Below are 13394 nucleotides of genomic sequence, written 5' to 3' on the forward strand. Positions count from 1 at the left end.
CCTCGATGTGGCCCACTTCCCATTCGTCCACGCAGGCCTCCTCGGCGACCAGGCCCACCCCGAGATAGAAGACTACGAGGTCGAGACCAGCGATGAGGGGGTCGTGACAAGGAACGTGAGGGTCTGGCAGCCCGACCCGGACGGAACCGGCAAGGGAAAGAACGTGAACTACACCTACAGGGTGCTCAGACCATTCACCGCCTACTTCCTGAAGAGCACTAACGAGGGCAACTTCGCCATCCAGCTGAACGTCACACCGGTGGACGACACCAACTGCGTTGGCTGGATGTGTATAGCCCTCGACTACGCCCGTGACGTTCCAGACGCGGAGCTCCGCGCGTATCAGGACAAGATAACGGGACAGGACGTTCCCGTCGTCGAGTCTCAGAGGCCGGAGCTGCTCCCGCTCGACCTTCAGGCAGAACTCCACCTCCGCTCGGACAGAATCGCGGTCGCCTACAGGAAGTGGCTCAGGGACCTCGGCCTGACCTTCGGGACGTCCTGAAGAGGCCGTCTGAGGCAGCGCGCATTTTTTAAAGCGGAATCGAACGTCTTCAATCCGTTTGCAGAATACTCGGAAGAGGGCCTGGTCGCTGTTCTACGCAGGCTTCGTCGCTGGGTTGGCCGCCCTGGCTTTCAATTTCTTCCTCAGGATCGAGAGCCTCGCCCCCTTCCCTCCCGAGTCGGCCATTGCCGCGTTCATCAGCGTTGTTCCAGCCTCGATTGAAGAGCCCATGGTCCAGCACTTCGGAGAGCTGGCAGGGGAGCTTGGCCTCGGTGTCGCAACCGTCATCGCGGCGGCTGTCTACGGGGTCCTGTTCGTACTGTTCGATAGATATGTGGCACCTAGGTTGAAGTCGCTGCCGCTGTCGTCCTTCGAGGTTCTCCTCTCCCTGTCGCTCATGCCGTGGGTCCTATTCGGGATCGTGCTCTTCCCACTGACCGGTGGCTCCCTCTTCGGCAGTTCCGTCGCCTCCGCAACCGCGTCGAGCATCTGGACCTATCCGCTGACTCTTCTGCTCGTCCAAGGGGTCTTTGCCCTCGTACTCGCGCCGAGGTTCAAAGCGGAATTCCGCGCCCCATCTCCCATGGCCGCCGGTCCTGCTCCCGTCTTCGGCAAAACGAGAAGGGAGTTCATTGAGAAGGGAACGATAGGTTTCCTCGCGGTCATTGCTGGTTTGCTCGGCCTGTCGAACCTCGGGTCCATCTTCTCGAGTCAGATTCAGCCTTCGGGCGGCAGCCTTCCTATAGACCTCCAGAACTCTCCCGCGATATTCAGCGACCCGCGACTGAAGCTGTTGGTCGACTCGGAGGTAACGCCCAACGACAGCTTCTACAGGGTCGCCATTGACATCATAGACCCAGCCGTCGACGTCGCAGGCTGGTCGCTGGCTGTCGACGGGCTCGTCAACGCTCCCAAGAAGTACGGCCTGCAGGACATCCAGGCGTTGCCTGTGTCAAGTCGGTACACCACTCTGGAGTGCGTCAGCAACCAGATCAACGGGGCCCTGATCAGCAACGCGAACTGGAAGGGGGTGAAGCTCTCGGACCTCTTCGCGGATGCAGGCAGCGTGAAGGCAGGCGCGCAGTACGTCGTGTTCTATTCAGTCGACGGATACAGCGTGGGGATACCGCTAGAGAGGGCGATGTTGCCCGACAGCATCATCGCATACGGGATGAACGACCAGCCTCTGCCCGTGAAGCACGGCTACCCCCTGCGTGGCGTCATCCCCGGCCTATACGGCATGATGAGCGCGAAGTGGGTCAATCGGATATCCATCCTGGGCTCTGACTACCTTGGCTACTGGCAGACGCGCGGGTGGACGAACGACGCGGAGGTGAACACGGTCGCCTTCATAGTGATACCCGAGACAGGGAGCCAAGTGAGCGTATCCAATGGCGGAGGCTCGATACTCCTGGCAGGTTACGCGTTCGCGGGCGACAGGGGCATTTCTAAGGTCGAGTTGAGCTTCGACGACGGCAAGACGTGGCAGCAGGCCCAACTGAAGAAACCCCTGTCGAACCTGACGTGGGCGCTCTGGGCTTACGAGTGGAGCCCCCCGACCAAGGGCGAGGCCTTCATCTACGTGCGCGCCACCGACGGGAACGGACAGCCCCAGACCTCGGACGTCTCCGACACCTTCCCCAACGGCGCGACCGGCTACGCTTTCGTGACAATCAACGTCGCCGACTGACCCATAACACTAACAAGCGGCGCTTTCGCCTCTCGGCGGGTTGGAGTTCGAGAAGGCTGTCCTCCGCCGCCGGATGGTCAGGCACTTCACTGGTGGACCGGTCTCCGCTAAGACCGTCGGCCGCATCCTGCAGCTGGCCCAGCACGCACCGAGCGCCGGCTTCAGCCAAGGGAGCGCTTACGTCGTTGTGACTAGGCCCGAGATGAAGAGGAACGTAGCCGAGATTCAAGGCGAGAAGGAGTACGCGGCCGGCGGCTTCCACAAGTGGATTTCAGAGGCGCCTCTCGACATAGTTGCGTGTGTGAGCGAGAAGCTCTATCATGACAGGTACAACGAGCCCGACAAGCTCGACAACGGGAAGGAGATTGAGTGGCCCACCCCCTACTGGTTCTTCGACATAGGCGCTGGATGCATGATCATACTCCTCGCGGCCATGGACGCTGGCTTGGCGGCCGCCTTTACGGGTGTGCCGAACCCGAAGGCGATGCGGGACCTGCTGGGAATCCCCCCACACTTCCATCCCGTCGGCGTCATCTCGATAGGCCATCCTGCGAAGGACAAGCGCTCACCGTCGCTCAAGCGGGGAAGGCGACCTGTCGGAGACGTTGTCCACTACGAGAGATGGTAATTCCCACGGAAAGGTGAGGAGAGCCGGCGGCGAGCATCGATCTCGCGGCCCCTTGCTTACGAGGCAACTGAGCCCATAGTGGAGTGCTCTACCAGGCTGAGCTACGCCGGCACGAAGCAAGCCAGCGCAAGACGGGCGTTAAATCCTTGTTCCCCCACAAAAGGGTTTTAGGATTCCCGAAGACGGGCTGTCGATTGCGCGCGGGGGTCGCCCAGCATGGTCAAAGGCGTGGGACTGAGGCTCCCATCCCTTAGGGGTTCGTGGGTTCAAATCCCACCCCCCGCACTTGGTCTTTAGGCAGTAGTCACTTCAAAGGAAGAATGGAAGACTATCCCTTCAACCGTCACAGTTGCCTGGAAAGTTCCTGGCGTTGAGTTGCCGCCGATTGTCCATGAAGCCGAACACGAACCATCAGGATTGGTCACGCAAACGAAGTCCTTGGTCGTCTGACCCGAGGCATAAAGCACATGGATTGACACTTGGGTGTTGGAGACAGGACCATCAGAATCGCTTACCCCTACATAGATGGTCTGGGTCGAACCTCGTGAGATCGGGTTGTTCGCATATGAAATTGAGACATTGAGACCGTAGGCAGTTTGAGTCGAAGTGTAGGTGACAGTGGTTTCTGAGGAGATTGCCCATGAAGTTACAGGATGAATTTCCCAGCAAGTGTCTCCATGCCAACTCTCGGACTGGTGATAAGTGTCGCAGTAGGGAACCCCTGTCTCGTCTATGGTTGAACCCACCGATGGTTTGCTGACCGTGGATTGGTAGGTTGGCGTAATTTCCGTGATGAACACGCTGACCTGCCCGTCAGTCACCGCAACATGCCAATCCCCATCGCTTTCATCACGAACGTATAGAACCAGCAGGTTGTGGACTGTGACAATGACACCTCCTGTCCCCTGTTTGTCCGTGGCGCTCGGGGATTTTCCAGCAATTATGTCTTCAAGTGTGACGCCTGAAACTGAGGTCGTCGAAATTGAGGAACTTGATGATGTGATGGGCGCAGTTGACGTTGTGGTAGAAGAGGATGAACTCGTCATGCTGGAAGAGGAGCTCGATGGCTGAGATGTTGACGGAGAGGAAGCGGTGCTGGAGAACTCTGATGATGCGAACGACGATGACTCCGAAGCCGAGGACGTTGATGAATTTGTTGTCGGTTGATTTTGAGCAGGAAGTAACAGGCTCCCAACCGCGCCCAGACCGATCAGAACCAGAAAGGCAACCCCGACAGCAACGATTACTCTCTTGGTTCTCACAAACCGCCCATCTCCTAGTCAGATGCTAATAAGGACATAACTTCCGCCAAGTATGCTAGGTTGAATTGCCGCTTCTAGGCCAAGATTCTAATCCACTTATGTGTCAGCGAATCCCACCCCCTGCACCAATAATCGCATCTCATGGTTGGATGAAGCAGATAGTCCCCCACCCGGCTTCCCATCACATTGTTTCTTGTCCATCCCTCCTGTCCTGAATCTCAGAGATTCGAACTTTTGATTTCGAATATGACTTCTGCGAAATTGATACGGACGCCTTCTGGCCCGCGCGGAATCTATCGACTCCGGCTCAGGCTTGGAGCTTCGCTCTGCTTTCAGAGCCGATGTAGATCAAGAAGTCCCTGTTGGATTCCACGATCTCCTTGACCGTTTCCTCCCACTTCCTACGTTCGCTCTGTGACATTCTTGACCAGTCTCTTCATCACGTCGTGAACTTCATTTAAGGTTGCTCCTGCAACTCCTGCCTTGTCAGCGACCCGAACAAGCTCTTCGTCTGTTAGGGCGATGGTATAGCCATTCATCTTGAGGAACGCAGCCCCAGCCACCAGGGCGGTCCTCTTGTTGCCCTCGTGGAAGTGCTGCCCGCTGGCAATCCGGTAGACCAACAGGGATGCCTCCTGAATCACCGCCTCCTCGAAATCAACGTCGTTCGCCACGGACGCTACTTCCCTCACCAAATCCCTCAGCCTCTCATCATCGTACTCAGTGTGCTCATGGAGTTCTCCTGTCAGTGAAACAACCTCCTTGTTTATCATGACGAGCGTGGCGAAGTCTGGGTGCCGAATCTTCTTTCTCCGCAACGCCTACCTGATTCTAGGCTTCTGCTTTAAGCGGTTCCCGGTGCTTGTAGGGACTTCTCCAAGAGGTTCAGGGGAACGAGATTCGAACCCTCGGCCACGTTGGGCTGGAGCAGATTTGAACCCGAAGGTCCCTATTCCTGCCCCCGCGCTTCATTCTAGAGTTGTATTCCCGGCTACCCCACACTTTGAATCCCTACGTGAAGTCGAGTCTAGGCCAGCGGCAGGTAGTAGGGGAAGAGAACGCCAAGCAGCAGCCCAAAGACGAAGAGCGTCCCGAACCGCCTGTTGTGCGCGAAGACGAAACCAAGGTACCAGATGGGCCACATGACGTACCCCGCCGGAGGCTCATTGGGCTTCGGCTCGGAGAGATTGCGGAAGAGCTGATTGGCCTTCGGCAGTGCGAGGAGGCTGAGAAGCGACCAGACGGGCAGTAGCCTGATGAGCACCAGTCCGACCACTGCCGCGTAGGCGATGACAATTAGCGCCTTCAGGACGCTTTTCGTGGTCTTCTCGCCAAGGATCACCGGGAGAGTCTTCACTCCGATTTTGGCGTCGTAGTCTATCTTGTCGATGTGCTTTCCGAACAGCACAGTGGTGACGGAGACGGCGTATGGTATGGAGGCTATGATGATCCAGGCGGGCAGCGCGCCAGTGAGGACGTAGTAGCTTCCGCCGACCATCAGCGGCCCCCAGACAAGGAAGACGGCCGGCTCGCCGAGGCCGATGCGCTTGAGCGGCTTCGGGCCTCCCGCATAGAGCGTCAGGGATACCACGCCGAGACCAGCGAAGAGGATGACGAGTGGGCCCCTGACCACGACAAAGTATGATGCGATGGCAACCATGGCGACAAGGTGGACCAGGCCGAGGGAGAAGAGGCCCTTCTGGCTCATCATGCCGGAGATGGATGGGTGCGGGAGATAGGCGGGTCTGAAGTAGCCCTCGGTGGTGTCAATGCCGTGCTTTGCGTCCCAGTAGTCGTTGAACAGGTTGCTGGTGGCGTGCGCAAAGGTCAGGCCGAGCGCAAGAAGTATGAAGTATGGAAGCAGAACGGACGTCACGCCCACGGCGGTGACAGCAAGCAGGGTCCCAATTATCACAGAGTTGACAGTCATGACGAAGACGACCGACCTGGTGGCGACTAGCCAGCGGCTGAGAGCGTCAAGGCCTTGGACGGGCTGGGTCTTCGGGTTGTAGGTCCCGTTCAGAATCGAGTACCAGGTCCCGAGGGTGCCCATCGACTGACGCCCTTCTCTCAGGTCAAGTTCGTATTTAAGAAGCGAGAGAACGCCAGCGGCTCACACGCAGGTCTTCATGCATTCTTGCAAGACCATCTGCTATCGTCTAGGAGCGGAAACTTTGCCCTTTCGGCACAATGAATTGTGTTCTCGTCCCGGTGACCACACTGCAATCTGGGCTCAGAAAGGTCTCGCCTTGAACACAGCGTGCATAATCCGGGTCCCACCCCACGCACCAGAATCCGATAATCTACTGGTAAGCCGAAACAATTTCGGGTCTGATTCCCGCCTAGCCTACCATCTGCCCAATCCGACACGGATCCACGTAGTCACCCAGCGGTCAGCGACTTATTAGGGCGTAGTCACCAGATTGATAACCTTAAGTGCGTGTAGTCACCTATACGCAGAGGATGAATGTCGAAGTCCGGTTGTTGAGTGGAAGGAAGAAATACTATCTGGCTCATTCGTACAGACGAGCGGGCAGGCCAGAAAAGGTAAGGGTGTTCCTCGGGTACGACCTTTCGAGCGAGGAACTGCGGAACCGGTTGAAGACCGCACGCGTCCGTCTCAAGAACCAAGCAGATGCGCTCAAGCAGATTCGCGACCCGTACACGGTTAGCCTAGACAGTTACGAAACTGTGGAGCTGCGCGGTCTGGCTTCCGATGCCAAGATCAGGATGGTCCATTTGAGCGAGGAGGGCTGGCAAAGGTTCACCGAGGCTTTTGCTTACAATACCAACGCAATCGAAGGTTCCACAGTTACTGGCGACGAGGTCAAGGCGGTGCTCGCGGGAGGCATGTGGCCTGACCGGCCGAAACAAGAGATAGCCGAAACCTTAGGCGTCGCGGAAGCGGTGGAATACATTCGGAACACCTCGGAACACGTTTCGATTCTTCTCATCAAAGAGCTACACAAAATCGTGTTCGGGAATTCGAAGGAGTTTGCCGGGAAATTCAGACAGAAGGGCGTAGAGGTTTCTGTCGTTGACCCACTCGGCAACGTTGTCCACAGGGGAGCTCCTTCGACACAGGTCGTTCCTCTACTCCGGCGACTCGTGAGGTGGTACGAGGCGAACAAGGGCTCCTATCAACCGCTCGTCTTAGCGGCCGTGGTCCATAACCAGTTCGAGGCCATTCATCCTTTCAAAGACGGTAACGGAAGGGTCGGCAGACTCCTACTGATCAACGTCTTACTCAAACATGGTCTCCCGCCGGTGAACATCGACCTGCGGAACCGTGGGCAGTACTATCATGCGTTGAAGGAGTATCAGGTGAGGGGAGACATCAGACCAACAATCGAACTGTTGTTGAAAGAGTACGGAAGGCTCAGGGGCATCGTGGAATGATTCTCCGGTACGGCACATGTGAACTTGCTACTGACGCCAGAGTGCTTTTGCTTACAGGCCCAAGCCCCCGGACCCACCCCTTTGTTCCCTCGCGATTCTTGCCAGTAAATTAATGCGCGAATCCCGCCCCCCGCACCAAGATTCGATGATTTCCTGGTAGTGTTTTCCTGATTGCGATCATCCGACTAACAGACAATCCATTCTCACTCTGTAAGACATTTCACCCGAGGGTAGAATCGCAATCTCCTGCACGTTAGTTTATTTGGTGGACTAAGCGGCGAGCAGTTAGAGTAGACGATGTACCGGCTGGGTCCCGAAGACTATCAAAGCGACAGATATATTCGGAAAATACTGCGTCTCGCGCGGGCGTCGAAGGGGGATGTATTCTATGACCTCGGATGCGGGCGAGGTCGGCTCTGCATTGCTGCAGTTACTGAGTTTGGCTTGAAAAAGGCAGTTGGAATCGAGCTACACAAGGGTCGGGCGGCCAAGACGACAGAATCCATTCAAGAACTGGGATTGGCCGACCGGATAGAAATCCGGAATGAGGACTTCATGGAGTCGGACCTGGATGATGCAACGGTCGTGTATTCAGGTCTTGGGGAGATTGAAGAGGACGTCGAATTTTTCGAGAGGAAACTGAGGACCGGCTGCAGGCTTGTCAGCCTTTTCCTCCCTCTCGTCGGAGTCCTGCCGACGGCAGCGGATTATCCTTTCTATCTCATGGAGATGCCCTTCCGGAAGACGAGGGATGTTTCTCTCTGGATGTCAAGAGTACTCTTCAGGAAGGCCTCGATGGACGAATTTTACCGAGAGCTGGACACGGATAGAGAATATCGTTATGACAAGCGAACTTTCAAGCGCATGATGAAAGAAAGGTTCCCAAGTCTGTAACCAGACGCATGGGTTGGACCTTCAAATCCGCTACTCGAAATGTGAATCGGCCAAGTTTGGCGCCGGAATTCCGCAACATGCTGGGTCAAACTCCCACCCCCCGCACCAACCTAACTGACGGAACAGAACACTACTTGAATGGCGAAGTAACTCATTGATAGAGCACAATCTTCGACCCCCATACCAAGCGTAAATAGCACTGCCTCTTGCCGTTCCGAATGAATGGGCTCCGATGAATCCGAAGGTCGATTTAGGCTCGGCAGGAGGCTCGCCTGGGTACTCCTGGGCCTCATCGCCGTAATGGTTGTCCTCTCCGTTGTCTGGGTGATACTCCAATGGTCGATCGCAGAATCGGTGTACTCGGCCAAGGCCGGGCTCGACTGGTTCGGCATAACGTTCTACCACGGCGACCTCTTTGTCGCGGCCGCCCTCTTCTCGCTCCTGCTGGTCTATCCGAAGGTGGGAGGGAGCGACCTTCGGCGGTTCATCGGTGCGGTCGGTAGGTACGCCAGGCCCTACAACCCCGAGCAGGAGACGGAGCCGAAGGGCAAAGGCGGGATGAACGTCTGGCTATGGGCCCTCTGGCAGACGCTCAAGTGGGCAATCGGATTCTACGCGTTCGTGGCTACGCACGCCTTCGCCTTCCTGGGCGAGACGATGAACTCGATAATGATGCTGACGACGGGCCTCGGGAGCTGGGGAAGCGTGCCGAGGGTCTTCGTCCTTCCGCTGGTCCCCGCCTCAGGGCAGGAGCTCGTTGGGCTCATGCCGTCGATGTCGATTCAATACAACGTGCTCTCATACGCCGCCTCTGCCTTTCTCGTGGTCTTTACCGCGAGGATGGCTCTCCGTCTCGCCGCTAACCTGACGACAAGGAGGAGCGACGTGTGGCTGAGGAACATGCTCGCCATAGCCGCTGCGGTCATCTTCGAGATAATACTCGGAGCCCCATACTGGCTGATGAACATAGCCACTCCCTACGTGTACGGGCTGTTCTGGACTTCGTTCGTCCTCGCTTTGGTGGGCATCCTCTACGTTTCAAGAAGGAACGTCCAGGTACCGAGGTCGAACCTCTTCAAGGGGGTCGCAGTCGCGCTCGCCTTCATGTTCGTGATACAGGCAGGGGCAGGCGCGTACCTCTTCTTCAACTGGAACAACAACTATCTGGCGTATCAGTGGTACCCCCAGTCGCAGAAACAGATAACGGTGACGAGGTGGTCCGCGGGCCTGAACGGCATCAATGTAAGCAACGCCACCAACCTGCCCACGAGCAACCCCTCTACAACCCTCAACCTCGTCAGGCAGTGGGACCAGCAGGCGGCCGCGGTGACGAATACGAAGGAAATCGGGGCCTACAACTGGATGGGCCTCGCGAGTTCAGAGATTGTCTTCTACCACAACACGGAGTACTGGGTTTCTCCGACGACCCCCACCTTCCCGTCGACTGACTGGATAAGCGAGCACCTCATCTACACACATGCAGCCAAAGTCCTCGTGATAAACACCCACAACGGGTCCGTGATACCTACGACCAGTGCCTTCGGGATCCCTTCGGAACCCCTGATCTACTACGGTGAGGGAGCGGGGTTCGGCCAGAACGTGTACGTGCACGTCCCCGGCTATGACGAGGTCCAGAAAGTCTCCTATCCTGGAACGTCCGATTACTTGCTGAGCGGGTGGCAGAAGACCATGTGGTTCACCTTCGCCGAGGGACAGCTCGGCTTCGCCTTTTCAGGCCAATCTATAGACATGCTCTGGAACAGAAACATCTTCTCGAGAGTCGGGGACATACTCATCCCCGGCCTCACCATCGACCCATCGGCCTACCTGGTATCGGACGGGAAGAACCTCTACTACGCGGCGCAAGTGTACATTGACTACCCGCTCCAGTCGGGTTTCGCCGCCAGCCCGTACCTCAGATTCTTCGGCGTTGTCCTCGTCAATATCCAGGACGGGACGATGCAGGGCTATACGGTCTCCAACCTGATGGGGGCCACCAACAGCTCTGACTTCCTCACGAAGTACTACCAGAGCTACTACAGCAGCTGGACCTCTCCTCCCTCCTGGCTGGTGCCCCAGCTGAGGTATCCCGAGCAGCTTCTCGGAACCCCTACCGTCGCAGGCCAACTGGACTACAACTTCATCTTCCACGTGAGCGACCCGTTCGTCTTCAGGTCAGGCACACAGTACTACGAGCGCCCGACCAACAATACGGTGCAGTACATACCGTTTGCCGTGGGTAACGAGACGTACTTTGTCGGTTTGCAGCTCGTTCAGTACCAGGGCGTGGTGAGCAAGAACCTTGGCGCGCTTTACATAGCCTACGGCGGGGACAAACTCGGACAGATCTTTCTCTACCAGAACCCGTCAGCGTCCGCGCTGATAATCGGCCCCTCGGCCGCAGAAAATGCGCTCACCACTAACAGCCAGGTGAGGACGCAGCTGACTCTCCTCCCCAACTACCGGTTTGGTTCCTACCTTCTTTACTCGGTCGGAGGACAGCTCACCTACTTCGTGGCAGTCTACACCAATCCTGGGACGTCCGGGGTGGTCACCCAGCTCCCCTTCATGACCGCGGTCAACCCGAACACGGGCACGGTGGGAGTCGGCGCCAACGCCGTGGCGGCGTTTCAGAGCCTGGGCCTGAGCAAGAACCAAACGGAAGTGCTCAGCGTAGACAGGGGAACAATGATCCGCGAGGTGACGAGCCTGATCGCATCGCAGGGCTACAGCCTGGCGAACGTCACGTCTGTCAACCCGACGGTCTGGGTCAATGTGGGCACTATATCCTTCAGCGGTGCGGGGGCGAACCAAACAGTCGCTCTGGTTGCCAGTCTGTTTCAGAACTATGGGAAGGGAAGCGTCGGCAACACAGTCTACGCTTGGGCGGACAGCTCGGGGAACCTCAACTACGGCGTGTTCAGAGTTCCGGCCCAAGGCGTGACCGAGCTGTACTACGTCACCATCAAACCATAGCGGCTAGGAACCTGGCTAGCGCCTGGCAAGCAGTATGACGACCGCGAGGATGAGCGCTATGAGCGCCAAGACGATTACTCGAAGAGTTCCGTTCCGCTCCCAGATCATGACGCTGGCGTTGATCTGCGCGAACGGGTTTCTCGAGTTCAGCATTTTCACCAGCTGCAACGCCTCCTCGTAGACGAACTTCCCCCTGTCGACCAGGACGATTTCGTCATCCCTCATCACGAACGAGTGCCCCCTGACTGCGAGAGGCAGGCGCGACCTCTTGTTCACCCATTGACGAAACTGCTCTTCGCTCATCGCGCTGTCGCCACTGTCGGGAGGAGGTTCCTCTTCTTCCTTTCCTCTCCTTAATGATGGGAGGCTTTGGCATGCTCTCTGAAGCGAGGGAACCAGCCCGACATCGTCAGAAAGAGTGAAATCCACAGTCAGCGACTGAGATGGACGCCCATGCTCAATCCAAGTCCATCCGAAATGAGGTCCACGAGGCTGGTAGCCGACGGAATCTTTCGAGCATATGGCAAACCAAAGCTCGCAGTGCATGGGTCCAAGTCCCTTCGGGCCCGCCTTCCGCCAAAGTTGGGACCCACACCTGGACACCTGTACGTTTCGACTCCAGTCGGGCCCGCAGTCGGAACCCAGGAACACGTCCTGCTCATTCATGGTGCAGGACTGAAGGCGAACTTCGAGAGTAGATTCAGTACCGGCTGCTGAATCGTCTTTCATTGAGGTGTGGGTTCTTGTGAGCCCTCTTCCACCGTCGGTGCCTCTCCAGGGACAGGTTCACCCTCGGTCTTTTCAGCCCTCCTCGGCCTCCTCCTGCGAGCTTTTGAAGCACGCTTAGCACCCGGCCTCACCGCCTTGGAAACTTTTGCCTCAATCTTGGACACGCTCTTCTCAATCCTCGAAATCTTGCGCTCCGTCTTCGCAATCCTGGAGAGGCTCCCTTCAATCTTGGAGACGCTCCGTTCAATCTTCGAAATCCTTTCCTGAATCTTTGCGACTAGGGCTACCCTTCTCTCTATCTCAGACGAGCTCTTCTCCAGACCCACCACCTTTCTGTCTATCCCCGAAGTCGTCTCCTCCACCTCAGTGATTTTCTCCTGTAATTCGTTCAGACCCTCCTCTGCCTTCGAAACCCTCACTCCCACGCCCTCCAGCTTCCCATGAATCTCCGACTCTGTCGCCTCGATTCTTGAGAGCGCCTCTCCAAGGCCCGTCACTCCGCCCTCGATCTTTGACACCCTCTCCTCCACCTCTCCCAGTTTTCTTTCGACCTCTGATTCTATGTCGCTTATCCTGACCAGGGTCTTCTCATTGCCTGCGACTGCTACCTGAATGGTTGATACCTTCGCCCCGAGTTCCTCGACTCTCCCTCCCATATCCGACATCCCCTTCTCAATCTTCGACATCAGCCTCAGAACATCTTCGTCATTAGCCTCTGCCTTTGCAGATTCGTACGACACGTAGAGAAACAATCCTATCAGAATGGCGGAGCCGAGCCCGACGCTTGACGTCACTCCCAAGCCCCCGAACACCGGCAGAGGCAGGAAGAGGCCCAGAGTGTCTAGAGCAAAGAGCGCCAACAGGGCATAGAAGACCCAACTGATGCCGATGGTTCTCACCTCTTTGAGCCGGGCGAATACCGAGTCTGCAACCTAGTTCACGCTCGTCCCATCAGCAATGTACTATAAGTTAATTCACTGATTGTCAATCACAGGTTTTTGTCGAGGCTCTCAAGCCAACACATGTTGTATCGTTACCGAAGGCTTGCAAGGGATTGGAAGGAATACCAGTCTTCCGACTCGGTTTACGTCGAAGGAGACTTGAACTAACGAATCTCGATACTGCTTCCAGCACCAAGAACGTATCGAATCCCTTCCGGCCCATCTGTCCGGTCAGGCATTGTCAAGCTTGGTTCGAAGTCCACTGTCGCTCGCGCCTGTACTAAACTGAAAGCTCACCGAGAGCGCGGCGCTAGATAAACCGAAGAGTCTCCGGAAGGCTCTGGTAACTTAGCGTCATCCGAGGCAGATT

At 56.8% G+C, this 13394-nt stretch carries 12 protein-coding genes and 2 tRNA genes; 8 read left to right on the top strand and 6 right to left on the bottom strand.

Annotated elements, in window-relative coordinates:
* The first annotated feature begins 7 nt into the window (after window positions 1-7).
* Genes LYZ69_06570 through LYZ69_06580 form a run of 3 tightly spaced genes read left to right on the top strand, consistent with a single transcriptional unit; the run spans window position 8 to window position 2823 of the window.
* Window positions 8-505, top strand: coding sequence for a hypothetical protein (locus LYZ69_06570; protein MDV3278114.1), 498 nt, complete (start codon window positions 8-10; stop codon window positions 503-505).
* 58 nt (window positions 506-563) lie between these two features.
* Window positions 564-2195, top strand: a complete 1632-nt coding sequence (locus LYZ69_06575) for a molybdopterin-dependent oxidoreductase (GenBank protein ID MDV3278115.1) — start codon at window positions 564-566, stop codon at window positions 2193-2195.
* A gap of 40 nt (window positions 2196-2235) precedes the next feature.
* The gene (locus LYZ69_06580; GenBank protein ID MDV3278116.1) at window positions 2236-2823 is read left to right on the top strand and encodes a nitroreductase family protein; all 588 of its coding nucleotides are present in this window, start codon (window positions 2236-2238) and stop codon (window positions 2821-2823) included.
* Between the two features lie 21 nt (window positions 2824-2844).
* Here the strand turns inward: LYZ69_06580 and LYZ69_06585 are convergent.
* Window positions 2845-2934, bottom strand: a tRNA-Thr gene (locus tag LYZ69_06585).
* 89 nt (window positions 2935-3023) lie between these two features.
* On the opposite strand from LYZ69_06585, the gene LYZ69_06590 reads away from it, so the two are divergent.
* Window positions 3024-3108, top strand: a tRNA-Leu gene (locus LYZ69_06590).
* Between the two features lie 8 nt (window positions 3109-3116).
* Here the strand turns inward: LYZ69_06590 and LYZ69_06595 are convergent.
* Window positions 3117-3644, bottom strand: coding sequence for a hypothetical protein (locus LYZ69_06595; GenBank protein MDV3278117.1), 528 nt, complete (start codon window positions 3642-3644; stop codon window positions 3117-3119).
* A 67-nt stretch (window positions 3645-3711) separates the two neighbouring features.
* On the opposite strand from LYZ69_06595, the gene LYZ69_06600 reads away from it, so the two are divergent.
* On the top strand, window positions 3712-3894 hold the full coding sequence (locus tag LYZ69_06600) for a hypothetical protein (protein MDV3278118.1): 183 nt from the start codon (window positions 3712-3714) through the stop codon (window positions 3892-3894).
* A 592-nt stretch (window positions 3895-4486) separates the two neighbouring features.
* Here the strand turns inward: LYZ69_06600 and LYZ69_06605 are convergent.
* Window positions 4487-4903, bottom strand: coding sequence for a type II toxin-antitoxin system death-on-curing family toxin (locus LYZ69_06605; GenBank protein ID MDV3278119.1), 417 nt, complete (start codon window positions 4901-4903; stop codon window positions 4487-4489).
* Between the two features lie 209 nt (window positions 4904-5112).
* Window positions 5113-6138 carry a prenyltransferase gene (locus LYZ69_06610; protein ID MDV3278120.1) on the bottom strand — a complete coding sequence of 342 codons (1026 nt, stop codon included), beginning with the start codon at window positions 6136-6138 and terminating at the stop codon, window positions 5113-5115.
* A 797-nt stretch (window positions 6139-6935) separates the two neighbouring features.
* Here LYZ69_06610 and LYZ69_06615 point away from each other — a divergent pair.
* The 3 genes from LYZ69_06615 (at window position 6936) to LYZ69_06625 (ending at window position 11354) form a co-directional block, all read left to right on the top strand.
* Window positions 6936-7484, top strand: a complete 549-nt coding sequence (locus LYZ69_06615) for a Fic family protein (GenBank protein ID MDV3278121.1) — start codon at window positions 6936-6938, stop codon at window positions 7482-7484.
* 297 nt (window positions 7485-7781) lie between these two features.
* Window positions 7782-8378, top strand: coding sequence for a class I SAM-dependent methyltransferase (locus tag LYZ69_06620; GenBank protein ID MDV3278122.1), 597 nt, complete (start codon window positions 7782-7784; stop codon window positions 8376-8378).
* Between the two features lie 222 nt (window positions 8379-8600).
* The gene (locus tag LYZ69_06625; protein ID MDV3278123.1) at window positions 8601-11354 is read left to right on the top strand and encodes a hypothetical protein; all 2754 of its coding nucleotides are present in this window, start codon (window positions 8601-8603) and stop codon (window positions 11352-11354) included.
* A gap of 15 nt (window positions 11355-11369) precedes the next feature.
* Here LYZ69_06625 and LYZ69_06630 read toward each other — a convergent pair whose 3' ends face one another.
* A complete protein-coding gene (locus tag LYZ69_06630) occupies window positions 11370-11657 on the bottom strand; it encodes a hypothetical protein (GenBank protein ID MDV3278124.1) in 288 nt (95 codons plus the stop codon).
* A gap of 422 nt (window positions 11658-12079) precedes the next feature.
* Entirely contained in the window at window positions 12080-12982 is a 903-nt protein-coding gene (locus LYZ69_06635; protein MDV3278125.1) for a hypothetical protein, read from the bottom strand.
* Window positions 12983-13394 lie beyond the last annotated feature (412 nt).

The sequence above is a fragment of the Nitrososphaerales archaeon genome, from assembly GCA_032906765.1.
Taxonomy (GTDB): Archaea; Thermoproteota; Nitrososphaeria; order Nitrososphaerales; family Gagatemarchaeaceae; genus DASPPF01.

Coding starts and splice junctions, on each gene's coding strand:
- LYZ69_06600 (MDV3278118.1), top strand. CDS start 3,712: ATGACACCTCCTGTCCCCTGTTTGTCCGTGGCGCTCGGGGATTTTCCA.
- LYZ69_06610 (MDV3278120.1), bottom strand. CDS start 6,138: ATGGGCACCCTCGGGACCTGGTACTCGATTCTGAACGGGACCTACAAC.
- LYZ69_06615 (MDV3278121.1), top strand. CDS start 6,936: ATGTGGCCTGACCGGCCGAAACAAGAGATAGCCGAAACCTTAGGCGTC.
- LYZ69_06620 (MDV3278122.1), top strand. CDS start 7,782: ATGTACCGGCTGGGTCCCGAAGACTATCAAAGCGACAGATATATTCGG.
- LYZ69_06630 (MDV3278124.1), bottom strand. CDS start 11,657: ATGAGCGAAGAGCAGTTTCGTCAATGGGTGAACAAGAGGTCGCGCCTG.
- LYZ69_06625 (MDV3278123.1), top strand. CDS start 8,601: ATGGGCTCCGATGAATCCGAAGGTCGATTTAGGCTCGGCAGGAGGCTC.